Below are 26,478 nucleotides of genomic sequence, written 5' to 3' on the forward strand. Positions count from 1 at the left end.
ATGAGTCCTTGAAATAAAGAGCATTAAAATGGGAAAAAGTAAGGAATTAAGGTCAAGACCAACCCCGAATAGACAATCGAGATTGGGATACCGATACGCAAATAATCCGTGAGGTGGTAATTACCTACGCTATAAACAAGTAAGTTGGTTTGGTAGCCGTATGGCGAAATGAAGCTAGCACTTGCACCAAACAAAACCGCCATGATGAACGGCATTGGGTCAACGCCATAGCCTACCGCCATGCTGTAGCCGATAGGAAATGACAGCGCTGCAGCCGCATTGTTGGTAACCAGTTCAGTCAACACCAAGGTCATGAAATAGGTCGCGACTAATGCCCCGAACACACCCCAACCATTAAAGGCTTCCATGAACATCAGTCCCATACGCTCAGACAGACCCGATGAAATCATCAGTTGAGCAATCGACAGCGCTGAACCTACAATTACCACAATATCAACGGGAAAACGTCGGCGAAGTTCACCAAGCTGTACTACTCCAAAAGCCACCAGCAATAAAAGAAAGACAGCTAAGCCTTTGATAATAGGTAATACGTCAGCAAGTGCTAGGCCAATTACACTGGCGAAGCCAAATAGAACTAACGTCGACTTATCAGCATCAAGCTTGGCACTCGAATCTAGGTCATTCATCAACACAAACTCTTTGCTGTGTTGCTGACGCTGCTCTTCAAAACGTTTACCGGGAACCAAAATCAAGGTATCACCAGCCGTTAAAGTGATGTTTCCAAGGCCACCTTCAAGGCGCTCATGGCCACGACGAATAGCCACGACAACCGCATCGAAACGGTCTCTAAACTGACTGGTTTTCAAGGTTTTATTGCAGAAGCTTGCCGAAGAGCTCACCACAACTTCAACAAAACTCTGGCCATTAAGGTGATGTTGACCAAACAGAGTTAAGCCTTGTATTTCTTGCAGTGTCGCTACGCTCTCGACGTCACCACAAAACAATAATCGGTCACGAGCTTGAAGAATAAAATTAGGGTCAATAGACGCGGTGGTTTTACCGTCTCGAATCACTTCCGCTAAGAAGAGTTTTCTCAGTGCCCTTAGGTTGTTCTCACTAACACTGCGGCCAACTAACGGTGAGCCCGGTTCAACTCTGGCTTCTAAAAAGTAAGGCAGATCATCTTGAGAGCCATCATCGTAGCTGGGTAGAAAGTAGCTGAGAGGAATAAGGATCAACACACCACCGACCAAGACTGCCAAGCCAATTAGAGTGGGTGTGAAAAAATTCAAGCTCGGTAATCCCGCATCTTCAACAAAGCTATTAATGATCAAGTTGGTTGAAGTGCCGATCAATGTCAACGTGCCACCTAATATAGCAGCGTATGACAACGGGATAAGCAATTGGGAAGGCGCATGTTGCTGATTACGTTTGATCGCACCGATCAGAGAAACAACGACTGCCGTGTTATTGGTAAAAGATGAAAGTAACGCGGTGGAAATACCCAACTTCGCGACTACTGTACCTAGCCGACCTTCAGATATATTGCGGCTAACCCAGCTGATTAAGCGAGTTTTCTCCAACGCACTCGATGCGAGGATCAGAAGAATTAAAGTCAGTAGTGAGGAGTTAGTGAAGTTATTAGCCAGGCTCGACAAGTCAATCATTCCTGCCATAAAAGCAATAAACGCCGCACCAGCAAAGATAAAGCTTGGCTTAATACGGGTTACGAGTAGGCAAGTAATGATGCCAAGCAAAATCGCTAATACAAATCCTTGTTGCCACATATACCCGTCCTTTATGGCGGAAACGATGGGTTTCCGCCTGATTCAATAAGCGATGACTTGGTCGTTATGACTTCAGTAGTTGGCTTAAATCTTTGGCATCCCAATGAGGGAAATGTTTGCGAACCAATGCGTTAAACTCAAGTTCAAATGCAGAGAAGTGACCAGCTTGCTGTTCAACTGAGCCCAAACGGTCTCGAATCAAACCAGCACCAACCGTCACGTTAGTCAGACGATCAATAACGATGAAGCCTCCGGTATCAGCACTTTCACGATATTTATCCAACGCAATAGTCTCGTTCAGTGACCACTCACACAAGCCAATACCATTCAGCGGTAACTCGTCAACTTCGTGAGTCGACAGGTTGTTGATGTCGTATTGGTGACGAACCGTTTCAACCTGACCGACAGTTTTCTTGCCTGCGATTTTAATGTCGTAAGCTTTACCCGGTTGCAGTGGTTGTTCTGTCATCCACACGATATCGGCTAATACGTGGTTAGTTGATTCAATTTGAGCGTTTTCCAACACAATCAAATCACCACGACTGATGTCGATCTCATCTTCAAGTGTCAACGTGACTGCTAAGCCCGCTTGCGCAGATTCCAAGTCACCATCAAAGGTAACAATACGTGCAACCTTAGAGCTTTTACCTGACGGCAGAGCCTTGATTTCATCACCGACACTCACACGACCAGAGGCGACAGTGCCAGCAAAGCCACGGAAGTCTAAGTTAGGACGGTTCACATATTGCACAGGGAAACGGAACTCACCTGCAGAACGCTTTTTATCAATATCGACGTTCTCTAACACTTCTAATAAAGACGGACCTTCGAACCATGCGAGCTCTTTATTTGACGTTGCTACGTTAATGCCTTCAAGCGCCGAAACCGGCAAGATCTGAATATTGGTTTCGCCTTCTAGGTTTTCAGCAAACTCTAAATATTGATCGCGAATCTCTTCAAAACGATCTTGCGAATAATCCACCAAATCCATCTTGTTCACTGCAACGATGAAATGCTTCAAACCAAGCAGGTTAGAAATAAACGAGTGACGACGTGTTTGATCCAGCACGCCCTTACGAGCATCAATCAAGATCACTGCCAGATCACACGTTGAAGCGCCTGTTGCCATGTTGCGCGTATACTGCTCATGCCCTGGGGTATCAGCAATAATGAATTTACGTTTTTGCGTCGAAAAGTAGCGGTAAGCTACGTCGATCGTGATGCCTTGCTCACGTTCAGCCTGCAAGCCATCAACAAGCAGTGCCAAGTCAGGCTTCTCACCTGTGGTGCCCACTCGTTGGCTATCTGAGTGAACCGCGGCTAGCTGATCTTCATAAATCTGTTTTGTATCATGGAGTAAGCGACCGATTAAGGTACTTTTACCGTCATCTACTGAGCCACAAGTTAAAAATCTAAGCATAGATTTATGCTGATGCTGACTTAGATAACCTTCAATTCCTAGTTCAGCCAATTCGGCTTCTACTGCACTATTCATTTTTCTTTCCTTAGATTCTTAGAAATAACCTTGGCGCTTTTTCAGCTCCATAGAGCCCGACTGATCATGGTCAATCGCTCGACCTTGACGCTCACTGGAGGTTGCCACCAGCATTTCTTCAATAATGCCAGTGAGCGTATTCGCCTCAGATTCAACCGCTCCAGTTAGTGGGTAGCAGCCTAAAGTACGAAAACGAACGCTTTTCTCTTCGATCACTTCACCTTCTTGCAACTCCATACGCTCGTCATCGACCATGATCAGCATGCCATCACGTTCAACAACAGGGCGCTTATCCGATAGGTAAAGTGGAACAATATCGATGCTCTCTAGATAGATGTATTGCCAAATATCCAGTTCAGTCCAGTTTGATAACGGGAATACACGGATGCTTTCGCCCTTATTAACCTGACCGTTATAAGTGTGCCAAAGCTCTGGACGTTGGTTTTTTGGGTCCCACGTGTGGTTCTTATCGCGGAAAGAGTAAACACGCTCTTTTGCTCTAGATTTTTCTTCATCACGACGCGCACCACCAAAAGCAGCATCGAACCCATACTTGTTTAACGCCTGCTTGAGGCCCTGAGTTTTCATGATGTCCGTATGTTTCGAAGAACCATGTACAAATGGGTTACAACCCATCTCGATACCTTCAGGGTTTTTATGTACCAATAAATCAAAGCCATACTTTTCTGCTGTACGGTCACGGAATTCGATCATCTCGCGGAATTTCCAATCCGTATCAACGTGTAATAATGGGAATGGAATCTTTCCTGGGTAAAACGCTTTGCGAGCTAAATGAAGCATCACAGAAGAATCTTTACCGATGGAGTACATCATCACTGGGTTATCAAACTCAGCCGCCACTTCACGGATAATATGGATACTTTCCGCTTCTAGCTGTTTTAGGTGGGTTAAACGTTCTTGGTCCATTACAGTGCTTCCTTTAAGGCTCGCATTACGAGCAATTCATTACTTGTTCTTGCCAAGTAAGGGATTTAACTCATTCACTTCAGTGAATAGGAGTATTGGCACTAGAAGAAAAAGAAGCTTCGTTTTGAGCTGTCCTTGCTATTCATCTGCCTGATACGTCCTTGACTTAGGCATTATGACGAGCCTCTCATATTACTGGAAATTCTAAAATTTCATTCTTTATTCGAAAAGCTGATAAGGGACTGAATTTATCGATAGATAGACCTATTAAATTGGTATCAATTATTTGTCGATTTAACAGATTTGAGAGGCTCATTACAGAGCAGCACAAAGTAATCGATCTAAGTCACGGATTGAAATTAGCTGTAATCATTGTTTCATTGCATTTTGTTACATTACGCAATGAATTTTCTACCATCCACTTTGGAGCCCACAATGAAAGTTGCAATAAAACCTTTGTCATTGGCTGTACTTGCAGGCCTTGGTCTGACTCTAGCAGGCTGCACAACCACACCTGATACCGATGAAGTGATTAAACTACGTGTCGTAGAAACAACGGATATCCATACCAACCTAATGGATTACGACTACTACAAAGACAAGCCATCGAAGAAAATCGGCTTAGCACGTACTGCAACTCTAGTAAAAGAAGCTCAAAACGAAGTAACCAATAGCGTATTAGTTGATAACGGTGACTTACTGCAAGGTAGCCCAATGGGTGACTACATGGCAGACAAAGGTATCGAAGCAGGTGAAGTTCACCCGGCATACAAAGCCATGAATCAACTAAGCTATGAGGCTGCAAACCTAGGTAACCACGAATTCAACTACGGTCTTGAGTTCCTAGAAGAATCAATCAACGATGCTGACTTCCCGTACATCAATGCTAACGTTTACGACGCAAGAACCAAAGAACACTACTTCACGCCATACATCATCAAGACACACACCTTTGAAGATACTGCTGGCGTAGAGCATGAAGTAAAAGTGGGTTACATCGGGTTCGTTCCACCACAAATCATGACGTGGGATAAGAAGAACCTTGAAGGTAAAGTTACTGCTCGCGACATCATTGAAACCGCTAACGAGTTAGTGCCTCAAATGAAGGCTGAAGGTGCAGACGTTATCGTTGCTATCCCTCACTCTGGCGTATCAACTGACCCGTACAAAAATGGCGAAGAAAACTCAACGTTCTACCTATCTGAAGTAGACGGCATTGATGCAATCGCATTCGGCCACTCTCATGCGGTATTCCCAGGTAAAGGTTTTGATGACATTCAAGGTGTTGACAACGAAAACGGCACCATGAACGGTGTTGTGGCAGTCATGCCAGGTCGTTGGGGTAGCCACGTGGGTGTAATGGATCTAACTCTTGCACAAAAAGACGGTAAGTGGGAAGTGGTTAAGGGCCAATCGGAAGCGCGTCCTATCTACGACAAAGTAGAGAAGAAGTCGCTTGCTGCTGCTGATGAAGGCATCGTAACGGCACTAGAAAAAGACCATGCAGGTACTCGTGAGTTTGTTAACCAACCAATAGGTAAAGCAGACGATGTGATGTACAGCTTCCTGTCTCTAGTACAAGACGATCCAACAGTACAGATTGTTAACCTTGCACAGAAAGATTACGTTGAGCAATTCATCCAAGGTGACCCAGACCTAGATGGCACACCAGTACTTTCAGCAGCCGCACCATTCAAAGCAGGCGGTCGTAAGAATGACCCGGCTAACTTCACTGAAGTTGAGTCTGGTCAACTGACATTCCGTAACGCAGCTGACTTGTACCTTTACCCGAACACGCTAGTTGCGATGAAAGTAACAGGTCATGAAGTAAAAGAGTGGCTTGAGTGTTCTGCTGGTCAATTCAACCAGATCGACGTGAACTCAACCGCACCACAACAGCTGATCGAGTGGGATAACTTCCGTACTTACAACTTCGATGTTATCGACGGTGTGGATTACCAAATCGACGTAACTCAACCTGCAAAATACGATGCAAACTGTAAAGTGGTTAACCCTGACTCACAACGTATTGTTGGCCTAACTTACCAAGGTAAGCCAATCGACATGAAGCAAGACTTCCTGATCGCGACCAACAACTACCGTGCATACAGTGCTAAGTTCCCAGGTACAGGTGAGGACTTCATCGCATTTGATGCACCAGATGAGAACCGTACTGTACTTGCTAACTACATCTCTCGCGTGAGCAAAGAGCAAGGTCAAGTGAGCCCAACAGCTGACAACAACTGGTCATTTGCACCAATCAAAACGGATAAAAAGCTAGATATCCGCTTTGAAACGTCACCAAGTGAGAAAGCGGCACAGTTCATCAAAGAGAAGGGTCAATACCCAATGAAACGTGTTGCGACTGACGATGTTGGTTTCGGCGTCTACCAAATTGACCTAACTAAATAGATTACTCTACTAATCAATAGTTAACCTTCTAAAAGGCTGAGTTTAACGACTCAGCCTTTTTCTTTTCTTATCTCAATTCACAGTCTAAAGCCTTAACTTTCGAGCCTTAAACACCTGCTCATTCTTCATCTAAATCGCATATCTCAAATCATCTATTGAATCCAATCAACGTAAAAAAGCAGCAATTCGCTGTAAGTTTTTCTCAGCTCCTCCTGTCTATTTAATTTACTACACTCAATGAATGGCCAATAAACCATTCACTATAGGATAGATAAGGACATTTGATGGGCACCGTCGAGAGCATTCAAGCATGGTTAAATTCAGGGGAGGAGTCGCTGCTATGGCTGATGCTTGGCATTATCGCGCTTTCTTACCTGCTTGAAGATCTGGCCATCGTTACGGCGGCAGGTTTAGCGACCCAAGGGCTCATCCCACCTCAATATGCGTTACTTGCGATTTTCATTGGCATTGCTACTGGTGATCTTGGCCTTTATTACTTAGGTAAATCAGGACGCTATTTCAGAGCTGTTCGTTACAAAGCCCTCACCAACCGATACTTTCGGGCACTTCGTACTAAATTACGTCAAAACGCATTCAGCAGTCTTTTTGTCATTCGCTTTATACCGGGGCTGCGTACCGTTGGTTTTACCTTAAGTGGTTTTTTCGCCATACCACTGCCTACTTTCTTGTTTGCCGTTATTAGCGCGACAGCGATCTGGACTGGCGTTGTCTTCTCTACCATCTACTATTTAGGGACATCAGCCTGGCTGCAAGCCTCTGAATATCAATGGATCGTCATCCCTTGTGCCATCGCTTTGCTGTTTGTCGGTAATCGATTAATGAATAAAACCTACTCTAGAGGATTATCATGAGTTCACCGCAAGATATTCACATCATTCCAGCACATCAAATTAATGCAGGCATGCCCCTGCTTGAAAAAGATACCGTGCGCAGTGTCTCTCCTTATGAGTTTCTTCCGACGTGGTTCTTCTACACGCCAGTAGTGATTCAAAGCCTGATGCAAGGGTTACGGCACTTTGATTGGACGCTGCCGCTGATCGCCAACCCGAGCATCAAGTTAAGCGGCATGGTAGGCGAATCAAAGCACGAGATATTAAGCCTTGCCGGATCATCGAGTCAGCGTTGGATCTCGCCGTTTATCACCCTAACCAAAACCGATCTGAGCAGTAAGAAACAAGCCGAGAATGCACACTGCGCATTGATACAATCTGATCTCGATTTCCCTATTGTGGCGAAACCGGATCTGGGTTGCCGAGGTGTCGGAGTAAAGCTGATCAACAACCAAGATCAACTTGAGCAATACATTAAATCTTTCCCAAATAATGCTCGCTTTCTATTGCAAGAAAAGGCGCCTTACCAAGCCGAGGCTGGCGTTTTCTATGTTCGTTATCCAAACAAAAAGCAAGGCGAGATCATCTCGATCACTCTTAAATATTCGCCAATGGTGACGGGGGATGGTACCTCTACACTCAAACAGTTAATCGAGAACAGTCCACGTCCAGGGCAACTCAGTCACCTCTATCTCCCAAGGCATCAAGATAAACTGGATCGAGTGCTCGCAGAAGGCGAAGAGTTCCAACTTGCGTTTGCAGGTAGTCATAGCCGTGGCTGCATCTTCCGAGACGGCAATCAATACATCACTCAAGCTTTAACCGAACGTTTAGATGAGATATTCGACGACTTCGACGGCTTCCATTTTGGTCGACTCGACGTCAAATTCAAAGACATGCACAGCCTAATGAGAGGTGAGGATTTCACCATCCTTGAGGTTAATGGTGCAAGCAGTGAAGCCGGGCATATTTGGGATCGCAACACACCACTACGAGAGATATTTTCCACACTACTTCTGCAATACCGCATTCTTTTTGATATTGGCGCTCAACAGAAACAAAGAGGCCATCAACCTCCTTCTTTTAAGAGCTTGCTTAACGCGTGGCAAGAAGAGCGACGCCTTGTTCAACAATATCCGACCACCGACTAACTTTGTACGAGGATCATGAATGAACCCGATAGCCCAACCAAGCGCCCTCACTTCTATCTCTCCCAGTATCAAGGGAGCGATAGAGATATTGAATCAGGGTTTAGAGTTCTTGTTAGCAATATCTGACAGTGACTATCTGACACGAGCGAAGCCGCACGTCACAAGCTCTATTGGTGAGCATACTCGTCATACGCTCGATCTTTTTCATGCGTTGATTTTAAAAGAGAACGCGACCGTTGATTACAACACTCGTCGTCGTGGCCATCCAGTCGAATACAACCGCTCAATTGCAGTCAAAGAGATTCGCTATGTGATCAACTGGCTTGAGCGACTAGACCGCAACGATCTCGAAGCGCACATCATGATCCAAACCGAGGTTTCGATGGATACTCAGGTGTTTGCCAGTCTGCCTTCTACGCTGGAAAGAGAGATCACCTTTGCCGCGCTGCATGCCAATCATCATTACGCGATGATCAAGGTGATCACCAGCTTCCTAGACATGGAAACCTGCAACACTTTTGGTTATGCCCCAACCACCAGCAGCTATCTGAGGGAGCAATAATCATGTGTTCAGTATCTTGGCTACTTGAAGAAAATGGCTATCAGGTCTTTTTTAATCGCGATGAACAAAAGACGCGAGCACTGGCGATGCCGCCTAAACAATATCGAGTTAACGGTGTCGATATCATCATGCCACTCGACCCAACGGGCGGTGGTAGTTGGATAAGTATTAATGAGTTCGGGCTTTCGCTTTGTCTACTCAATAACTATCAAGGCATAGTCCCTGCTGGACCTTTAGTCAGCCGTGGTTTGTTACTTAAGAACCTATCATCGAGTCGTAACATCAGTAAGCTCTCTGAAGCATTTCATCAGCTCGACCTGCACTCTTTTGCCCCGTTTACCTTGTTGGCTTTTGCGCCGAACTTAACTCAACACCATGGTTTGGTGATTGCCTACATGTGGGATGGCATTCAACAAAAAATAGTCGAAACCGATTCTCCACTGTTCTCATCCGGTGTTGATTTAGAGCGAGTGCAAGCCTACCGACAAGCAAAGTACAACCAACTTATGGCAACAGGCAAGAATCAGCAGAACTTACTGCTGTTCCACTCTCACCATCACAACGAACAACCTCATTTAGCGACCTGTATGCATCGCGAAGACGCACATACCGTGAGCTTTACACACTTACGTAACCTGCATGGTCAAGCCTCTATGTTTTATGCATCCGGCTCGCCATGCGAACCCATTAAACCATGCCAGATAAATCAGCAGCGCTTTACCTTTGATTTATCACCCGCAATCAATCTATAGATGGAGTCCATCATGAGAAAACTAATCACCATGGTCATGCTACTTGTTAGCCCGTACGTATTTGCCGCCGATGAAATCTACACTGAGTTCTTTAGCAGCAAGGCGCTCGATGGCTACGATACCGTCGCGTATTTCACTTCCGGTAAGCCCGTTGAAGGCAGTAAAAAATTCAGCACTGAATACAAAGGCGCGGACTGGTATTTCTCTTCTGAAAAGAATCTGACTTTATTTGTTAATAATCCTGAAAAATATGCCCCTCAATATGGTGGCTATTGCGCATGGGCCGTTTCTGCCAAAAACGACTTCGCACCAGGCGATCCACAGTATTGGACCATAGTTGATGACAAACTTTATCTTAACTACGACCAAGAGATCCAAGAGGCTTGGGAGCAAGACCGTGCACAGCATATTCAACAAGCCGATAAAGTTTGGCCGCAGCTGATTAAGTAAGGGAATAACCATGACATTCACTCCTGCTAAACATCTCCCGGCAGCATTTATCGCTTTTGTGTTTATTCAGTCGCTGTTCTTTAAGTTCACCGGCTCATACGAGACTGAGCATATCTTTGGCACCTTGGCGACATGGTCTGGCCTGAGTTGGTTCGGTTCATTTGGCGGCTACTTGATTGGGTTCGCTGAATTGATTGCGGCCATTTTGCTGTTTACTCGTTGGCATGGCTTAGGTGCCATCATGAGCGTGGGAATTATGAGTGGCGCGATTTTCTTCCACCTGTTTACGCCGCTCGGTATTCAAATGCCTGAGTTCAATGCAGCAGGCGAGATTGTCGGTTACGACGGCGGGTTATTGTTTGGCATGGCATGCCTAGTTTGGTTATGCGGTGCGTTTTTAAGTGTGAAAGATTTCAAGAATCAAAACGGTTTTCTAAACAACTTTAGTCAATAAGGTAGCTTCACTATGATTGATAGTCCTTTTCGTTTACCACGTTACACGCCTTTTGGTTTAGGTGAGTCTGTTGTCGAGTGGGCAACTGGGCTATCTAAGCTCAATCGACTCTATCAAGATAGACCAAACGAGTTATCTAGTTTTGAATTCATGCATCACACCCTGTCGGCGCTCAATATCGACTACTCGGTTGCATCGGGAAGCACGGAAAACATCCCGGAAGAAGGACCAGTCGTGATTGTGGCGAACCACCCACTTGGCGCCATTGAAGGTGTGATCCTTGCTGATCTCGTAGGATCGGTAAGAAAGGATGTGAAGGTATTAGCGAATGAATTACTCAAGCGACTGCCTGAACTGGATGATCTTTTCATTGGGGTTGATGTCTTTAATAGTAAAGAGTCGAAACGCACCAATGCCAAGGCTATTCGAGATGCCAATCGTCATTTGGCAGACGGTGGACTGTTGATTGTGTTCCCTGCGGGTGAAGTATCGAGTTACCGTAAAGGGGCAAAAACACTGACAGACATCGAATGGAGCAAATCGGTTGCCAAATTCGTCAAACGTCATCAAGCCACTACAGTTCCGATCTTCATCAATGGTAAAAACAGCGAACTTTTCTATCAAGCAGGTCGAGTCCATCCGCTATTAAGAACCGCTCTACTCGGCCGTGAACTTCTTAATAAGCAAGCGACGACTATCTCGATCTCGATTGGCTCATCGATTCCGTGTTCAGAGATAAAATCGTTTGAAAAAGAGATGGATATCGTCAACTACCTACGACTCAATACCTACCTAATGAGTCAACAAGATAGCCCGAGTACGCCAATCCACGCCCCCTCTTTCGATACCCAAGTGATAGCGCCAATATCACCAGAAGTATTATCAATCGAAATAGACTCACTCCCTGAAGAGATGAAACTACTCGAGCAGGGCGACTTTGAGGTCTACTGCACACCAAGCCAATCCATTCCAAACTTAATGCGTGAGATCGGTCGAGTCAGAGAAGAAAGTTTCCGTGAAGTTGGAGAAGGCAGCGGGCTTGCTTGTGATTTAGATGAGTACGATCTTTACTACCACCAACTGTTTGTGTGGAACAAAGCGAAGGCAGAATTGGTCGGCGCTTATCGACTTGGTATGGTCGACAAATTAATCGCAGAGCACGGACTTGATCAGCTCTACTCTCGTAGTCTGTTTAACTACAATCAAGAGTTCATCGATACGTTAGACAACAGCATTGAACTTGGTCGCTCTGTAGTGAGTAAACCTTATCAAAAAAGCCTTAACTCACTGTTACTGCTATGGAAAGGTATCGCGACCTTTGTGTCTCGTCACCCTCAATACACCCACCTATTTGGCCCGGTCAGTATCAGTAATGATTACAGCCACAATGCGCGCCTGTTGATCGCGACCACCTTATCAATTCACCACTACGATGAGGAAAAAGCGAACCTGGTTTCACCTTCTTCACCACTCAATACCAGTAGTCATGTATTCTGGCAGAATCACCTATTATCGTCATTGGCGAGTGTGCCCTTACTTTCTAAAGTGCTAGCTCGTATGGAACAAGGAAAAGGGCTACCGGTGTTATTGCGCCAATACCTAGGGATGAACGGGAAACTAGTGTGCTTTAACGTCGACCCATCATTTAATGATGCTTTAGACGGCTTGATTGTGGTGAACCTTAAGAAAGTACCATTGAAAACTCTAGGTAAATACATGGGTCGAAAACTTGCTCAAGACTATCTAGAACAACATGCTCGACGCTGATTTAACCCACTCTGTACCTACACTTAAATAAGTGCGATGATTTCGGCACTTATTTGAGTTAGGTTATTTTCATGCACACCTCTTTTATCGAACAATTACAAAGCTTCGACTTCTCTGAAAGTCAAATTGAGTCTCTATTAGCCGTCGCGAAACCGCTTGAACTGCCGACGAGACACATACTGATCAACCAAGGAGAGATGGCGAGCTCAATCTACTTTGTACTTGAGGGCTTGTGCCATGCTTGCTACCTCACTGACGACGGTAAACAATACAGCAAAGAGTTCTACTGGGAACAAGATTGGATCATCGGTTTTGAGAGCTTAATAAAAAAACAAGCTTCCCCTTATCTACTGGAAACTTTAACGCCAATCACTCTATTAGAACTTCCAATGATAGCCCTAACTGAGTGGCGCGCATCGAATAACCCCTTGTATTTAAAGTTGTTAGAAACTCAACTGATGCATAAAGAAAACAAAGAACGCTTTATGCTACTCTACACCCCAGAGCAACGTTACCAACTTTTCTGCGAACATTATCCCGATCTGGAACAGCGCTTGAACAACAACCAGATTGCAGCCTACCTAGGAATAACCTCGATAAGCCTTAGCAGAATTAAAGGTCGAATTAACAATAGTTAATGCCAATAATCATCACGCATAGTACATTCAGATCATCGATAATCTCTGGATATAAACATGATCAATTGGTACTCACTTCCCTTTACAGAACTTTCAACGCAACAACTTTATCAATTACTTAAATTACGAGTAGATGTATTTGTGGTTGAGCAGACTTGTCCTTATCCGGAGCTTGACGGTAAAGACACACTCGCAGGTGTTCAACACCTATTAGGCTACGCTGATGAAGAATTGGTAGCGTGCGCGCGTTTACTGCCACCGGGCACAACTTATGACAACGCCAGTATTGGTCGAGTCGCCACCAAACAATCCGCAAGAGGTGATGGCCTAGGACATCAACTACTGAAAGAAGCATTAACAAGCTGTGAAGTTTTTTGGCCGAGTACAGCCATCGATATTGGCGCACAACAACACCTAGAAAGCTTCTATAAAAGTCATGGATTCAAGACGATCTCTGAGATGTACTTGGAAGATGATATTCCACATGTAGACATGAGATTAGAGAAGTAATGTCGAATATCACTGTCGGTATCCTAATGCTGATTGCGGGTAACCTGTTTGCCTCACTTTCGGACGTAGCAGTTAAATTATTGAATGGCGAAGTACCACCTCTTCAGTATATTTTTTTCCGACAGTTGATATCCCTACTTATCATCACCCCTTTGTGGCTGCAACAGAAAAAAGAGCAACGACGCTTACAGCAAGCTAAAGTCACCTTTATACGAGGACAGCTAATATTAATTGGCAGTGGGTGTATGGTTGTGGCGATCACCCATTTATCTTTGGCAACTGCTAACGCTGTGTTTTACGTCGCCCCCTTATTGATGTTGCCTCTTGCTATGTTTCTACTGAAAGAGCAACCAGCACTTGGGAAGGTGATCGCCACTACTATCGGCTTCATTGGTGCGCTGATAGTCTTAAGGCCATCGCAATTCCACTGGGCAGCACTGTTTGCTTTGGGCACAGCACTCACACTCGCACTCTTCAATGTACTAGTAAGAAAACTCCCTAGCGAGCAATCGGTGGTCACGACGCTGTGGTGGACAACATTATTCTCAGTTCCAGCTTCATTGATATTATGCTTCCTATACTGGCAACCGGTTTCCATAGAACATTTGGGATACATTGGATTAAGCGCAACATTGATACTGAGCTATAACGGTCTTGCCGTTGCCGCCTATCAGAAAGCTCACTCTAGCCAAATTGCATTGGCAGAGTATTCGGGGTTAGTCTTTGTTGCATTCATCGGAGCAGCATGGTTCGATGAAATCCCAGACACATTGACCTTTATCGGAATCATGCTGATTATCTTGCCGCTGGCACCTTTCAAACGCCCAAAAAAAAGAGCTAGTCATTAGCTCTTTGTTATCAAAGAATAGGTAGCTGTCAACTTCGTCTGATTTACTTGCTTCGACCAAAGCCACCATCAGACAGTCGGAAAAACATCACCGAAGTGTCGCCTTTCTCTAGCTGAAGAATATCCAGTTGACCCGTTTCTGCAACTTTAAATCGCACTAGCTGGCCTTTTCTGATCTGGCTAAGAGGCTTATCAGAGCCTTCAATACGGACTAAAGCGTTAAGATCAGACAACGGTAAATCATTGTTTCGAAAAACCTGCGCCAAAGTGTCACCTTGCTTAACAAGATACTCCTGCCAGCTGCTAGATTCTGATGGCGTACTTTTGGTATTTTGCTGTTTACTTAACCCAACGGTGTCTATCTCAAGTGCGACACGCGATGTTGATGGAACTACCTCGACTTTAGGCTCTGGGAGCGGCAAGAAAAATAAGACCAATACGATTGGCGCTATTACCATCAATAACCTTTGATGCAACTTCGGCAATGCTTGCCAAGTTTGCATAACTGTGGCCTTCATTTTTTTTATATCGAGTGAGCTCAATTTGACTTTGAGCTGTAGCAGTCGATCCTTAAGCTCTGCAAAGTGGTCAACTTGCTGTTTTTTCTTTTGACGACGATTCATACCACTGCGTCCTATACGTTGAATCACTACAGTATAAAAACCAAAGTACCAACAGTATAGATCTTTCCGTCACAACGAGGAGCAAAGCAGGAAAATTAACATAGCTGTGATTTTGGGCTCAGTAAAGCACAAGTGATCAGGGGCTAACCATTTCTTCACGATGCTAATACTGTTATTCTTACTGTTTTCGTACTGACAAAAAGAGTGACTTTTCATGTCTGAAGTAAAATTTGAAACTGTAGAGCAAAAAGCAAGCTACGGTATCGGTCTACAAATGGGCCAACAACTTGCTGGTTCTGGTCTTGAAGGCCTAAACGTTGACGCAATCGCTGCCGGTATCGCAACTGCTCTAGTTGGTGACATGCCAGCTATCGAAATTGACGAAATCAACAATGCACTACAAGAGCTACACACTCGTGGTGAAGCTGCACGTCAAGAACTAGCTAAAGCTGCTGCTGCTGACGGCGAAGCTTTCTTAGCTGACAACGCTCTTCGTTCAGAAGTGACGGTTCTTGAGTCTGGTCTTCAGTACGAAGTACTCACTGAAGGTACTGGCGAAATTCCAACAGCAGACAAGCAAGTTCGTGTGCACTACCACGGTGAACTAACTGACGGTACTGTTTTCGACAGCTCTGTATCTCGCGGCCAACCTGCTGAATTCCCAGTAACTGGCGTAATTCAAGGTTGGGTACAAGCTCTACAAATGATGCCTGTTGGCTCTAAGTGGAAGCTATACGTCCCTCAAGATCTAGCATACGGTGAGCGTGGCGCAGGCGCAGCAATCCCACCATTTGCTGCTCTAGTATTTGAAGTAGAACTTCTAGCTATTCTTTAATTTTTGAAAAACCTATAGTAAAACAAACTACTATAGGGAAATAAAATTAAAATAATCCAACGGCGATGTCACTACATCGCCGTTTTTCGTTTATAGTGAAAGAGTCAATTACTTTATTACTTAAGGACGAATAATGAAGAAAGTACTCATTACAATTTTAAGCAGCCTTGCTGTTGTCTCTTGCGCTAGCACTAGCGATTCTGAACAAAAAGCCAGTTCATCATCAGATACCAACTATTCACAACTATCACAAACTGCACTAATGGCAGCTGTGAATATGTGGGCTCAACAAAATGAAACAACGCCGCTCGCAGATAGCGTTGCTGACCAAGCCTCTGTAACCAACGACCAAGCTATTGGCGGTATCGGTTCAATGCTGGCTCTAGCACAAAACTCACTTGATACTGCTGACAATAAAGAACTCGCATCACTTATTCCTGGAATGTCTTCACTTGAATCAAGCGGCTTATCATCTGTTCTAAACTCGCAAACAGCTGTAGAAAGTGCTTTTTCTGGTTTAGGTATGGACTCGTCAATGATAGCAAAGTTCGCACCAATCATTCTTCAAACACTTCAATCTCAAGGCGCAACAAGTGGATTGATGGACTCACTTGCAGCTATTTGGCAGTAGCTATAAACAGTAAATTAGAGAATAGTTTAAGGGCACTTTGGTGCTCTTTTCTGTGTGCGGAAGATATGAGATATGAGATATGAGATATGAGATATGAGATATGAGATATGAGATATTTTTTAAAAATGGCGCAGATAAGACAAGCCAAAAATGCCAAACATCGTGGTGCAATTTCTGGTCTTGTTGTCAGATTCGACAGACACAAAAAAGCCGAGCTAATGCTCGGCTTTTTGTATTAATAATCTAGTCTAGATTACTCAGCGGCGTCTTCAGCAGCTGGGCGGTCTACAAGCTCAATGTAAGCCATTGGAGCTTTATCACCAGTACGGAAACCACATTTAAGAATGCGAGTGTAACCACCTTGGCGAGCCGCAAAGCGCGGGCCTAGTTCATTAAATAGTTTTGCTACAACTTCGTTATCACGAGTGCGAGCAAATGCAAGACGACGGTTAGCAACACTGTCTGTCTTAGCTAGGGTAATCAACGGCTCAATTACGCGACGTAGTTCTTTTGCTTTAGGCACGGTAGTCTTAATAACTTCGTGACGAACAAGAGAGCTAGCCATGTTGCTGAACATCGCTTTACGATGACTGCTGTTGCGGTTGAGTTGACGACCACTTTTACGATGGCGCATGACCTAATCCTTCTAACTTTTCGATTAATCTTCAGCGATTGACGCTGGTGGCCAATTTTCTAGGCGCATGCCTAGAGAAAGACCACGTGAAGCAAGCACATCTTTAATCTCTGTAAGAGATTTCTTACCAAGGTTTGGCGTTTTAAGTAGCTCAACCTCAGTGCGCTGTACAAGATCACCGATGTAGTGAATCGCTTCTGCTTTCAAACAGTTAGCAGAGCGAACTGTTAGTTCAAGATCGTCTACAGGACGTAGTAGGATAGGATCGAATTCTGGCTTCTCTTCCTTCTCCTCAGGTACACGTACATCACGAAGATCTACGAACGCATCCAATTGTTCAGCTAAAATAGTAGCTGCACGACGGATTGCTTCCTCAGGTTCTAGAGTACCGTTCGTTTCCATATCGATAACAAGCTTGTCTAAGTCAGTACGTTGTTCTACACGTGCCGCTTCTACAGCGTAGGCGATTTTATCGACCGGGCTGTAGGTAGCGTCAACAAGTAGACGACCGATTGGACGCTCATCTTCTTCAGTATGGATACGAGCTGAAGCTGGAACGTAACCACGACCACGTTCTACTTTGATTCGCATAGCGATCTCAGCATTGTCATCCGTTAGGTGACAAATTACGTGCTCAGGGTTAGCGATCTCTACATCACCATCGTGGGTGATGTCACCTGCAACAACAGGGCCTGAGCCTGATTTGTTCAGTGTAATAAACACTTCATCTTTGCCTTCAGCAACGCGTACAGCCAAACCTTTAAGGTTCAGAAGGATTTCAAGGATATCTTCCTGAACGCCTTCTTTAGTGCTGTATTCGTGTAGCACACCTTCAATTTCAACTTCTGTTACGGCACAACCCGGCATAGAAGATAGAAGAATGCGGCGAAGAGCATTACCTAGAGTGTGGCCGAAACCGCGCTCTAATGGCTCAAGAGTTACTTTCGCGTGTGTCGTATTGATCTGTTCAATGTCAACAAGACGCGGCTTAAGAAATTCTGTTACAGAACCCTGCATTGTGTCCTCTCTTTTTTTAACCTTACTTAGAGTAAAGTTCGACGATCAAGTGTTCATTGATGTCAGCTGATAGATCAGAACGCTCAGGCATACGCTTGAATGTACCTTCCATTTTGCCAGCATCTACTTCAATCCAAGTTGGCTTTTCACGTTGTTCAGCAACTTCTAGAGCAGCTTTAATACGAGATTGCTGTTTAGCTTTCTCGCGAATAGAAACAACGTCATTTGCCGCTACTTTGAAAGAAGGAACGTTTACAACTTTACCGTTAACTAGGATAGACTTGTGGCTAACTAGTTGACGAGATTCAGCGCGAGTTGCACCAAAACCCATACGGTAAACTACGTTATCAAGACGACCTTCAAGAAGCTGAAGCAGGTTTGCACCCGTGTTGCCTTTAAGACGTGCAGCTTCTTTGTAGTAGTTGCGGAATTGTTTTTCTAGAACGCCGTAGATACGACGAACTTTTTGCTTCTCACGAAGCTGAACGCCATACTCAGATAGACGACCGCGACGAGCGCCGTGTACACCTGGTGCGTTATCAATTTTACACTTGGTATCGATCGCACGGACACCAGACTTAAGAAATAAGTCAGTACCTTCGCGACGGCTAAGCTTCAGCTTAGGACCCAAATATCTTGCCATGATCTTTCTCCAATATTCCTAGAAACGAAACTTAAACGCGGCGTTTCTTAGGTGGACGACAACCGTTATGAGGGATTGGTGTCGCATCAACAATGTTAGTGATACGGAAACCAGCAGCGTTCAGTGCACGAACAGTAGATTCGCGACCTGGACCTGGACCCTTAACCATAACTTCCAAGTTCTTTAGGCCATATTCTTTAGCCATTTCACCACAACGCTCAGCTGCAACTTGTGCTGCGAACGGAGTAGATTTACGAGAACCACGGAAGCCTGAACCACCTGCTGTAGCCCATGCAAGAGCATTGCCTTGACGGTCAGTGATAGTTACGATTGTGTTGTTGAAAGAAGCATGAATGTGCGCTACGCCATCAGCTACTTGCTTGCGTACGCGCTTACGCGCGCGAGTTGGTTGTTTTGCCATTGTACTCTACCTTATCCGACTATTTCTTGATCGGCTTGCGCGGACCCTTACGGGTGCGAGCGTTGGTTTTAGTACGCTGTCCACGTAGTGGTAGACTGCGACGATGACGAAGACCGCGGTAACAGCCAAGGTCCATAAGACGCTTGATGTTCATCGATACTTCACGACGTAGATCACCTTCTACAGTGTACTTAGCTACACCATCACGCAGTTGATCGATCTGCTCTTCAGTTAGTTCACTGATCTTAGCATCTTCAGCAATACCCACTTCAGCTAGAATAGCTTGAGAGCGAGTTTTACCGATACCGTAGATTGCAGTAAGTGCAATTACAGAATGCTTATGATCAGGAATGTTAATGCCGGCTATACGGGCCATTATTCACTCCTAAGGGGGTTCATAAAAGAATTATCCGCAGCAAAGCCCGTTATGGATACGCTGCGGCATACTACTTCTTTTGCACGCAAAAGGTAGGCCGAGGAATATACTCGACTCTACCTTGTATTTCAAGTAAAAATTTCTGCTAATTAGCCTTGGCGTTGCTTATGCTTTGGCTCACTGCAAATCACGCGAACGACACCGTTACGCTTGATAACTTTACAGTTACGGCAGATTTTTTTAACGGAAGCACGAACTTTCATTGCTAAACTCCGTAAATGGAATCGAAATTGTTATAACCGAATTAACGGCCGTAACCTTTTAGATTCGCTTTCTTTAACACAGAATCATACTGTTGAGACATCAGATGAGTCTGTACCTGTGCCATGAAATCCATGATAACTACCACTACGATTAATAGTGAAGTGCCGCCGAAGTAGAAACGAACGTTCCACGCGACCATCATGAACTCAGGAATCAGACATATAAAAGTAATGTATAGAGCGCCCGCAAGGGTCAGTCTAGTCATCACTTTATCGATATATTTCGCTGTCTGCTCACCTGGGCGGATACCGGGTACGAATGCACCAGACTTCTTCAAGTTATCAGCTGTTTCGCGAGGGTTAAACACCAACGCTGTATAGAAGAAACAGAAGAAGATTATAGCTGCTGCATAAAGCATTACATACAGAGGCTGACCTGGGCTAAGAGCTAATGACACGTCAGTTAACCAACCGAACGCGCTGCTTTCACCATTTTGACCAAACCACTGTGCTAATGTTCCTGGGAACAAAATAATACTCGATGCAAAAATCGCTGGAATAACACCTGCCATATTAATTTTAAGAGGCAGATGAGAGCTTTGTGCTGCAAAAACTTTACGACCTTGTTGACGTTTCGCATAGTTAACGACAATACGACGTTGACCACGTTCCATGAAAACTACGAAGTAAATAACAGCAAAAGACAAAACAGCAATCAACAGCAGAAGAAGCACATGCAATTCACCTTGACGCGCTTGCTCGATTGTTTGACCGATTGCAGAAGGCAACCCAGCAACAATACCTGCAAAAATCAGAATGGAAATACCATTACCGATTCCTCGCTCAGTGATTTGTTCACCTAACCACATTAAAAACATGGTACCAGTTACTAAACTCACGGTTGCAATAAGCGTAAACATGGTTTGGTTGATAACAACCAGATTATCGACCATGTTTGGTAAGCCTGTTGCGATACCAATAGCTTGGAATGTTGCAAGTACAAGCGTGCCGTAGCGTGTATATTGGCTTATCTTACGACGGCCTGCTTCACCCTCTTTCTTGAGTTCCGCTAACGCTGGATGAACTACAGTTAGCAATTGGACTACGATCGATGCCGAAATGTACGGCATGATACCCAATGCTAATATAGATGCACGCTCAAGAGCACCACCGGAGAACATGTTAAACATTTCAACGATGGTACCTTTTTGCTGATCGAACAAATCGGCAAGTACAGCTGCGTCAATACCAGGGATCGGCACAAAAGAGCCGGCTCGGAATACTAAAAGTGCACCAATTACGAATAATAAGCGCGACTTTAGTTCACTTAAGCCGCTTTGAGCACTACGAAAATCTTTTCCTGGTTTCTTAGCCATCTGTACCTCGTTCCTCGAGATTATTCCTCGATTTTACCGCCTGCAGCTTCGATTGCAGCTTTAGCGCCTTTAGTCACGCGTAGACCTTTAACAGTCACAGCTTTGCTTAGGTCACCAGAAAGAACGATCTTAACAAATTCGATGTTCTTAGTGATAACGTTAGCAGCTTTAAGGCTGTTAAGATCAACTACGTCACCTGTTACTTTCGCTAGCTCAGCTAGACGAACTTCAGCAGACACTAGGCTCTTACGAGAAGTGAAACCGAACTTAGGTAGACGTTGTTTTAGAGGCATTTGACCGCCTTCAAAACCTGGACGAACAGAGCCGCCAGAACGTGACTTTTGACCTTTGTGACCGCGGCCACCTGTTTTACCAAGGCCAGAACCGATACCACGACCTACACGCTTCTTAGAAGGTTTAGAGCCAGTAGCCGGTGATAGAGTATTCAAACGCATTCTGATTACTCCTCAATCTTAACCATGTAGTAAACCTTGTTGATCATACCGCGTACGCACGGTGTATCTTCAAGTTCTACTGTATGGTTGATGCGACGAAGACCTAGACCTTTAAGACACGCTTTGTGCTTAGGTAGGCGACCAATTGAGCTTTTAGTTTGAGTTACTTTAATAGTTGCCATCGTGTGCTTACTCCGAAATAGATTCAACAGTTAGACCACGTTTAGCAGCAACCATTTCTGGTGACTTAACGTCTACTAAAGCACCAATCGTTGCACGAACGATATTGATAGGGTTCGTAGAACCGTATGCTTTAGAAAGTACGTTATGTACGCCCGCAACTTCAAGTACAGCACGCATTGCACCACCGGCAATAACACCTGTACCTTCAGCAGCTGGCTGCATGTAAACTTTAGAGCCCGAATGACGACCTTTCACCGGGTGGTGAAGAGTGCCTTCGTTAAGCGCAACAGTAACCATGTTACGACGCGCCTTTTCCATTGCTTTTTGAATCGCAGCAGGTACTTCACGAGCTTTGCCGTAACCGAAACCTACACGACCATTACCGTCACCAACTACTGTTAGTGCAGTGAAGCTCATGATTCGACCACCTTTAACCGTCTTAGATACACGGTTAACAGCAATCAATTTTTCTTGCAAATCATTAGCTTGTTGTTGTTCTTTAGCCATCTTCCAACCCTACCTTAGAATTTCAGACCAGCTTCGCGAGCAGATTCTGCTAGCGCCGCTACTCGACCGTGGTATTGGAAACCAGAACGATCGAATGCAACTGAAGCTACGCCTTTTTCAAGAGCGCGCTCAGCAACAGTTTTACCAACTGTTTTAGCTGCATCAATGTTACCAGTGTTCTTAACTTGCTCACGGATCGCTTTTTCTACAGTAGAAGCAGCTGCGATAACCTCAGAGCCGTTTGCCGAGATAACTTGTGCGTAAACATGGCGAGGAGTACGGTGTACTACCAGGCGAGTTGCACCAAGTTCTGCAATCTTACGACGTGCACGTGTAGCACGACGGATGCGAGATGCTTTCTTATCCATAGTGATACCTTACTTCTTCTTAGCTTCTTTAGTACGCACATTTTCATCTGCGTAACGTACACCTTTACCTTTATAAGGCTCAGGCTCACGATAAGAACGAATGTCAGCCGCAACTTGACCAACTAGCTGTTTATCACAACCAGTTACAATGATCTCAGTTTGGCTAGGGCACTCAGCTTTAATACCTTCAGGTAGAGCGTGCTCTACTGGGTGAGAAAAACCAAGAGTTAGAGCTACAGAGTTGCCTTTCATAGCAGCACGGTAACCAACACCCTTAAGAGTAAGCTTCTTAGTGAAGCCCTCAGTAACACCCACAACCATGTTGTTAACTAGAGCGCGAGCTGTACCAGCTTGTGCCCATGCGTTAGCAACACCTTCTTTCGGACCGAAAGTTAGGTTGTTTTCTTCCTGTGCAATAACTACGGCGTTGTTAAGAACGCGAGTAAGCTCACCTTTGCTACCTTTTACAGTAACTTCTTGGCCGTTTAGTTTCACCTCTACGCCAGCTGGAATAGCGACAGGTGCTTTAGCAACACGAGACATAATCTACTCCTTAAGCTACGTAACAGATGATTTCACCGCCAAGACCTGCTTTACGAGCAGCACGGTCAGACATCAGACCCTTGGAAGTAGAAACAACTGCAATACCAAGACCACCCATCACTGTAGGTAAAGAGTCTTTATTTTTATAAACTCTTAGACCAGGACGTGATACACGCTTGATTTGCTCGATTACAGGTTTAGCTTGGAAGTACTTTAGAGTAACTTCTAGCTCAGGTTTTGCTTCGCCTTCAACAGCGAAGTCTACGATGTAACCTTCAGCTTTAAGTAATGCAGCAATTGCAACTTTAAGCTTTGAAGAAGGCATTTTTACAGCAACTTTGTTTGCTGCCTGACCGTTACGAACTCGGGTCAGCATATCCGAAATCGGATCTTGCATGCTCATAAGATTTACTCCAAATGATTAAGTGGCAATTACCAGCTAGCCTTACGAAGACCCGGAATCTCGCCTTTCATGCAAGCTTCACGAACCTTAATGCGGCTTAGACCGAATTTACGTAGGTAACCGTGTGGACGACCAGTTTGGTTGCAACGGTTGCGCTGACGTGATGCACTTGAATCACGTGGAAGAGATTGCAGTTTAAGAACCGCATTCCAACGATCTTCTTCAGATGCGTTTACATCGCTAATGATAACTTTTAGCGCAGAACGCTTTTCAGCGAACTTAACTACTAGTTTTGCACGTTTAGCTTCACGTGCTTTCATTGATTGTTTAGCCATAACAGTAACCCTACCCTTACTTACGGAATGGGAAGTTAAAGGCAGCCAGCAGAGCTCGGCCTTCCTCATCGGATCCCGCAGATGTCGTGATAGTAATATCAAGACCGCGGACGCGATCGACTTTATCGTAGTCGATTTCCGGAAAGATGATTTGCTCGCGAACGCCCATGCTGTAGTTACCGCGTCCGTCAAAAGACTTAGCGCTAACACCACGGAAATCACGTACACGTGGAAGTGCGATAGAGATTAAACGCTCTAAAAATTCCCACATGCGCTCACCACGCAAGGTTACTTTACAACCAATTGGGTAGCCTTCACGAATTTTGAAACCAGCTACAGATTTACGCGCTTTCGTGATAAGTGGCTTCTGACCAGAGATCGTTGCCATATCAGATGCTGCGTTTTCTAGCAGTTTCTTATCGTTGATTGCTTCACCAACGCCCATGTTTAGGGTGATTTTCTCAATCCTAGGGACTTGCATGACGCTTGTGTAGCTGAACTCTTTGGTAAGCTCAGCGACTACAGACGACTTGTAGTAATCATGCAGTTTCGCCATAGTAGAACTCCAAATTACTTCTAATTAGTTAGAAACAGTTTCGCCGTTAGATTTGAAGAAACGAACTTTCTTGCCATCTTCGATACGGAAACCGATACGGTCTGCTTTACCAGTAGCCGCGTTAAAGACTGCAACGTTAGAAGCATCAATAGCTGCTTCTTGTTCAACGATGCCACCTTGTTGACCTAGAGCCGGAACCGGCTTTTGGTGTTTTTTAACAAGATTGATGCCTTCAACAACAACTTTACCAGTTGTCAGAACCTTAGTTACTTTACCTTTCTTGCCTTTATCTTTACCAGCAAGAATGATTACTTCGTCATTACGACGGATTTTAGCTGCCATGTTGCCGCTCCTTACAGAACTTCAGGTGCAAGTGATACAATCTTCATGAATTTCGCGTTACGAAGTTCACGAGTCACAGGACCAAAGATACGTGTGCCGACTGGTTGCTCAGTAGTGTCATTTAACAATACACAAGCATTACTGTCGAAGCGAATGACAGAACCGTCTGGGCGACGAACGCCTTTACGGGTGCGCACTACTACCGCCTTCAGAACATCACCTTTCTTTACTTTACCGCGAGGAATTGCTTCCTTCACTGTAACTTTGATGACGTCACCGATATGTGCATAACGGCGGTGAGAGCCACCCAGAACCTTAATACACATTACCTTGCGCGCGCCAGAGTTATCTGCTGCGTCAAGTGTACTTTGCATCTGGATCATTGTTAGTGCTCCGCTAAATATTAAAACTAGACCCTCTCGGGTCGGGCTGCCTCTTTAAAAGGGACGCGAATTGTACCACCCTTTTTTTAAATTGGGTAGACAAAAAACAAGCGGCTCCAAAAAATAATTTGGAGCCGCTTATAAGTTATAGAATTACAAAGATTAAATCTTCGCTTTTTCTAGAACTTTAACCAATGTCCAAGACTTAGTCTTAGACAGAGGACGACACTCAACGATTTCAACTTTGTCGCCTAGGCCACAAGTGTTGTCTTCGTCGTGTGCGTGTACTTTAGTCGTGCGCTTAACGTATTTACCGTAAATTGGATGTTTTACAGTACGTTCGATAGCAACAACGATAGACTTGTCCATCTTGTCACTTACAACACGACCTTGCTGGATGCGGTTAGTTTCGCTCATTATGCGCCTGCCTTTTCAGTCAAAACAGTTTTCACACGTGCGATGTCACGGCGTACAGCTTTTAGAGTATGAGTTTGCTGTAGCTGACCAGTTGCAGCTTGCATGCGCAAGTTGAACTGTTCACGTAGCAAATTCAATAGCTCAGCGTTAAGCTCTTCAACGTTCTTTTCGCGTAGATCTTGTGCTTTCATCACATCACCTGCTTAGTTACAAAAGTAGTTTTAACAGGCAGTTTACGTGCCGCTAGGCGGAACGCTTCACGTGCCAACTCTTCAGGTACGCCATTCATCTCGTACATAACTTTGCCAGGTTGGATTTGAGCAACCCAGTACGCAACTGAACCTTTACCTTTACCTTGACGAACTTCAAGAGGCTTTTCAGTAATCGGCTTGTCTGGGAATACACGGATCCAGATTTGACCTTGACGCTTAATGTGACGTGTCATAGCACGACATGCCGCTTCGATTTGACGTGCAGTTAGACGACCACGGCCAACAGCTTTAAGACCGAATTCGCCGAAGCTTACTTCAGTACCTTTCGCTAGACCACGGTTACGACCAGTCATAACCTTGCGGAACTTAGTACGTTTTGGTTGTAGCATCG

Annotated in this window: 37 protein-coding genes; 13 read left to right on the forward strand and 24 right to left on the reverse strand. The window is 44.8% G+C overall.

All coding sequences use genetic code 11. The features are described 5' to 3' along the window. Positions 1 to 23 precede the first annotated feature (23 nt). The 3 genes from OCU50_RS12675 to cysD form a co-directional block, all read right to left on the reverse strand. Positions 24 to 1,748: an SLC13 family permease gene (locus OCU50_RS12675; RefSeq protein WP_060468701.1), complete on the reverse strand. Its 1,725-nt coding sequence runs from the start codon at positions 1,746 to 1,748 to the stop codon at positions 24 to 26. A gap of 64 nt (positions 1,749 to 1,812) precedes the next feature. Continuing rightward, positions 1,813 to 3,243, reverse strand: a complete 1,431-nt coding sequence (cysN, locus tag OCU50_RS12680) for a sulfate adenylyltransferase subunit CysN (RefSeq protein WP_017055356.1) — start codon at positions 3,241 to 3,243, stop codon at positions 1,813 to 1,815. Between the two features lie 18 nt (positions 3,244 to 3,261). After that, the gene (cysD, locus tag OCU50_RS12685) at positions 3,262 to 4,170 is read right to left on the reverse strand and encodes a sulfate adenylyltransferase subunit CysD (protein WP_017055357.1); all 909 of its coding nucleotides are present in this window, start codon (positions 4,168 to 4,170) and stop codon (positions 3,262 to 3,264) included. A gap of 435 nt (positions 4,171 to 4,605) precedes the next feature. On the opposite strand from cysD, the gene OCU50_RS12690 reads away from it, so the two are divergent. The 11 genes from OCU50_RS12690 (at position 4,606) to OCU50_RS12740 (ending at position 14,565) form a co-directional block, all read left to right on the forward strand. After that, the gene (locus tag OCU50_RS12690; RefSeq protein WP_060468702.1) at positions 4,606 to 6,582 is read left to right on the forward strand and encodes a bifunctional 2',3'-cyclic-nucleotide 2'-phosphodiesterase/3'-nucleotidase; all 1,977 of its coding nucleotides are present in this window, start codon (positions 4,606 to 4,608) and stop codon (positions 6,580 to 6,582) included. A 284-nt stretch (positions 6,583 to 6,866) separates the two neighbouring features. Beyond that, positions 6,867 to 7,454, forward strand: a complete 588-nt coding sequence (locus OCU50_RS12695; protein ID WP_060468703.1) for a DedA family protein — start codon at positions 6,867 to 6,869, stop codon at positions 7,452 to 7,454. Next, entirely contained in the window at positions 7,451 to 8,584 is a 1,134-nt protein-coding gene (locus OCU50_RS12700; RefSeq protein WP_060468704.1) for an ATP-grasp domain-containing protein, read from the forward strand. The genes OCU50_RS12695 and OCU50_RS12700 overlap by 4 nt, the downstream gene beginning before the upstream one ends. Positions 8,585 to 8,603: 19 nt before the next feature. Next, positions 8,604 to 9,146: a DinB family protein gene (locus tag OCU50_RS12705; RefSeq protein WP_060468705.1), complete on the forward strand. Its 543-nt coding sequence runs from the start codon at positions 8,604 to 8,606 to the stop codon at positions 9,144 to 9,146. Between the two features lie 2 nt (positions 9,147 to 9,148). Further along, on the forward strand, positions 9,149 to 9,898 hold the full coding sequence (locus tag OCU50_RS12710; protein WP_060468706.1) for an NRDE family protein: 750 nt from the start codon (positions 9,149 to 9,151) through the stop codon (positions 9,896 to 9,898). A gap of 12 nt (positions 9,899 to 9,910) precedes the next feature. Continuing rightward, positions 9,911 to 10,348 (forward strand): YHS domain-containing (seleno)protein, encoded by a 438-nt coding sequence (locus OCU50_RS12715; protein WP_060468707.1) that lies wholly within the window; start codon positions 9,911 to 9,913, stop codon positions 10,346 to 10,348. Between the two features lie 10 nt (positions 10,349 to 10,358). After that, positions 10,359 to 10,802: a hypothetical protein gene (locus OCU50_RS12720; RefSeq protein ID WP_060468708.1), complete on the forward strand. Its 444-nt coding sequence runs from the start codon at positions 10,359 to 10,361 to the stop codon at positions 10,800 to 10,802. A 12-nt stretch (positions 10,803 to 10,814) separates the two neighbouring features. Continuing rightward, positions 10,815 to 12,569, forward strand: coding sequence for a lysophospholipid acyltransferase family protein (locus OCU50_RS12725; protein WP_060468709.1), 1,755 nt, complete (start codon positions 10,815 to 10,817; stop codon positions 12,567 to 12,569). A gap of 71 nt (positions 12,570 to 12,640) precedes the next feature. Further along, positions 12,641 to 13,207, forward strand: coding sequence for a Crp/Fnr family transcriptional regulator (locus OCU50_RS12730; protein ID WP_060468710.1), 567 nt, complete (start codon positions 12,641 to 12,643; stop codon positions 13,205 to 13,207). A 57-nt stretch (positions 13,208 to 13,264) separates the two neighbouring features. Continuing rightward, positions 13,265 to 13,717: a GNAT family N-acetyltransferase gene (locus OCU50_RS12735; protein WP_060468711.1), complete on the forward strand. Its 453-nt coding sequence runs from the start codon at positions 13,265 to 13,267 to the stop codon at positions 13,715 to 13,717. Next, positions 13,717 to 14,565, forward strand: coding sequence for a DMT family transporter (locus tag OCU50_RS12740; protein ID WP_017055367.1), 849 nt, complete (start codon positions 13,717 to 13,719; stop codon positions 14,563 to 14,565). Before OCU50_RS12735 ends, OCU50_RS12740 begins: the two co-directional genes overlap by 1 nt. Positions 14,566 to 14,608: 43 nt before the next feature. Here the strand turns inward: OCU50_RS12740 and OCU50_RS12745 are convergent, their stop codons facing one another. Beyond that, positions 14,609 to 15,187 carry a LysM-like peptidoglycan-binding domain-containing protein gene (locus tag OCU50_RS12745; protein ID WP_060468712.1) on the reverse strand — a complete coding sequence of 193 codons (579 nt, stop codon included), beginning with the start codon at positions 15,185 to 15,187 and terminating at the stop codon, positions 14,609 to 14,611. 214 nt (positions 15,188 to 15,401) lie between these two features. Here OCU50_RS12745 and bamJ point away from each other — a divergent pair, with 214 nt between their 5' ends. Beyond that, positions 15,402 to 16,022: a BamJ family beta-barrel-assembly machinery protein gene (bamJ, locus tag OCU50_RS12750; RefSeq protein ID WP_060468713.1), complete on the forward strand. Its 621-nt coding sequence runs from the start codon at positions 15,402 to 15,404 to the stop codon at positions 16,020 to 16,022. Positions 16,023 to 16,155: 133 nt separating this feature from the next. Then, the gene (locus OCU50_RS12755) at positions 16,156 to 16,653 is read left to right on the forward strand and encodes a DUF2780 domain-containing protein (RefSeq protein WP_060468714.1); all 498 of its coding nucleotides are present in this window, start codon (positions 16,156 to 16,158) and stop codon (positions 16,651 to 16,653) included. Positions 16,654 to 16,906: 253 nt separating this feature from the next. Here OCU50_RS12755 and rplQ read toward each other — a convergent pair whose 3' ends face one another. The 20 genes from rplQ to rplP form a co-directional block, all read right to left on the reverse strand. Next, positions 16,907 to 17,287: a 50S ribosomal protein L17 gene (gene rplQ / locus OCU50_RS12760; RefSeq protein WP_017054809.1), complete on the reverse strand. Its 381-nt coding sequence runs from the start codon at positions 17,285 to 17,287 to the stop codon at positions 16,907 to 16,909. 24 nt (positions 17,288 to 17,311) lie between these two features. Next, positions 17,312 to 18,304 (reverse strand): DNA-directed RNA polymerase subunit alpha, encoded by a 993-nt coding sequence (locus tag OCU50_RS12765; protein WP_004729813.1) that lies wholly within the window; start codon positions 18,302 to 18,304, stop codon positions 17,312 to 17,314. A gap of 22 nt (positions 18,305 to 18,326) precedes the next feature. Then, positions 18,327 to 18,947, reverse strand: a complete 621-nt coding sequence (rpsD, locus tag OCU50_RS12770; protein WP_004738777.1) for a 30S ribosomal protein S4 — start codon at positions 18,945 to 18,947, stop codon at positions 18,327 to 18,329. Between the two features lie 31 nt (positions 18,948 to 18,978). Continuing rightward, positions 18,979 to 19,368, reverse strand: a complete 390-nt coding sequence (gene rpsK / locus OCU50_RS12775) for a 30S ribosomal protein S11 (protein WP_004738778.1) — start codon at positions 19,366 to 19,368, stop codon at positions 18,979 to 18,981. Between the two features lie 19 nt (positions 19,369 to 19,387). Continuing rightward, positions 19,388 to 19,744: a 30S ribosomal protein S13 gene (gene rpsM / locus OCU50_RS12780; RefSeq protein ID WP_004738779.1), complete on the reverse strand. Its 357-nt coding sequence runs from the start codon at positions 19,742 to 19,744 to the stop codon at positions 19,388 to 19,390. 149 nt (positions 19,745 to 19,893) lie between these two features. Beyond that, positions 19,894 to 20,007, reverse strand: a complete 114-nt coding sequence (rpmJ, locus tag OCU50_RS12785) for a 50S ribosomal protein L36 (protein WP_000868186.1) — start codon at positions 20,005 to 20,007, stop codon at positions 19,894 to 19,896. 41 nt (positions 20,008 to 20,048) lie between these two features. Further along, on the reverse strand, positions 20,049 to 21,383 hold the full coding sequence (gene secY / locus OCU50_RS12790; RefSeq protein WP_017054810.1) for a preprotein translocase subunit SecY: 1,335 nt from the start codon (positions 21,381 to 21,383) through the stop codon (positions 20,049 to 20,051). 20 nt (positions 21,384 to 21,403) lie between these two features. Continuing rightward, positions 21,404 to 21,838, reverse strand: a complete 435-nt coding sequence (gene rplO, locus OCU50_RS12795) for a 50S ribosomal protein L15 (protein WP_060468715.1) — start codon at positions 21,836 to 21,838, stop codon at positions 21,404 to 21,406. A gap of 5 nt (positions 21,839 to 21,843) precedes the next feature. Next, entirely contained in the window at positions 21,844 to 22,020 is a 177-nt protein-coding gene (gene rpmD / locus OCU50_RS12800) for a 50S ribosomal protein L30 (RefSeq protein WP_004736756.1), read from the reverse strand. 7 nt (positions 22,021 to 22,027) lie between these two features. Further along, positions 22,028 to 22,528: a 30S ribosomal protein S5 gene (rpsE, locus tag OCU50_RS12805; RefSeq protein ID WP_004738783.1), complete on the reverse strand. Its 501-nt coding sequence runs from the start codon at positions 22,526 to 22,528 to the stop codon at positions 22,028 to 22,030. A gap of 14 nt (positions 22,529 to 22,542) precedes the next feature. After that, positions 22,543 to 22,896 (reverse strand): 50S ribosomal protein L18, encoded by a 354-nt coding sequence (gene rplR / locus OCU50_RS12810; RefSeq protein ID WP_017054811.1) that lies wholly within the window; start codon positions 22,894 to 22,896, stop codon positions 22,543 to 22,545. A gap of 9 nt (positions 22,897 to 22,905) precedes the next feature. Continuing rightward, on the reverse strand, positions 22,906 to 23,439 hold the full coding sequence (rplF, locus tag OCU50_RS12815; RefSeq protein ID WP_017054812.1) for a 50S ribosomal protein L6: 534 nt from the start codon (positions 23,437 to 23,439) through the stop codon (positions 22,906 to 22,908). A gap of 10 nt (positions 23,440 to 23,449) precedes the next feature. Beyond that, complete coding sequence (rpsH, locus tag OCU50_RS12820) at positions 23,450 to 23,842, reverse strand: 30S ribosomal protein S8 (protein WP_004738788.1); 393 nt, start codon at positions 23,840 to 23,842, stop codon at positions 23,450 to 23,452. 29 nt (positions 23,843 to 23,871) lie between these two features. Further along, entirely contained in the window at positions 23,872 to 24,177 is a 306-nt protein-coding gene (gene rpsN / locus OCU50_RS12825) for a 30S ribosomal protein S14 (RefSeq protein ID WP_004736747.1), read from the reverse strand. 16 nt (positions 24,178 to 24,193) lie between these two features. Next, on the reverse strand, positions 24,194 to 24,733 hold the full coding sequence (gene rplE, locus OCU50_RS12830) for a 50S ribosomal protein L5 (protein WP_004736744.1): 540 nt from the start codon (positions 24,731 to 24,733) through the stop codon (positions 24,194 to 24,196). A 24-nt stretch (positions 24,734 to 24,757) separates the two neighbouring features. Then, a complete protein-coding gene (rplX, locus tag OCU50_RS12835; RefSeq protein ID WP_004736742.1) occupies positions 24,758 to 25,075 on the reverse strand; it encodes a 50S ribosomal protein L24 in 318 nt (105 codons plus the stop codon). Positions 25,076 to 25,086: 11 nt separating this feature from the next. Further along, the gene (gene rplN, locus OCU50_RS12840) at positions 25,087 to 25,458 is read right to left on the reverse strand and encodes a 50S ribosomal protein L14 (protein ID WP_004736740.1); all 372 of its coding nucleotides are present in this window, start codon (positions 25,456 to 25,458) and stop codon (positions 25,087 to 25,089) included. A 162-nt stretch (positions 25,459 to 25,620) separates the two neighbouring features. Next, positions 25,621 to 25,875: a 30S ribosomal protein S17 gene (rpsQ, locus tag OCU50_RS12845; RefSeq protein WP_008224753.1), complete on the reverse strand. Its 255-nt coding sequence runs from the start codon at positions 25,873 to 25,875 to the stop codon at positions 25,621 to 25,623. Further along, positions 25,875 to 26,066 carry a 50S ribosomal protein L29 gene (gene rpmC / locus OCU50_RS12850; RefSeq protein ID WP_004736737.1) on the reverse strand — a complete coding sequence of 64 codons (192 nt, stop codon included), beginning with the start codon at positions 26,064 to 26,066 and terminating at the stop codon, positions 25,875 to 25,877. The genes rpsQ and rpmC overlap by 1 nt, the downstream gene beginning before the upstream one ends. Then, positions 26,066 to 26,476 (reverse strand): 50S ribosomal protein L16, encoded by a 411-nt coding sequence (gene rplP / locus OCU50_RS12855; RefSeq protein ID WP_060468716.1) that lies wholly within the window; start codon positions 26,474 to 26,476, stop codon positions 26,066 to 26,068. Before rplP ends, rpmC begins: the two co-directional genes overlap by 1 nt. Between the last annotated feature and the right edge of the window lie 2 nt (positions 26,477 to 26,478).

Origin of the sequence: Vibrio toranzoniae, from assembly GCF_024347655.1 — a bacterium.
GTDB classification, from domain to species: Bacteria; Pseudomonadota; Gammaproteobacteria; order Enterobacterales; family Vibrionaceae; genus Vibrio; species Vibrio toranzoniae.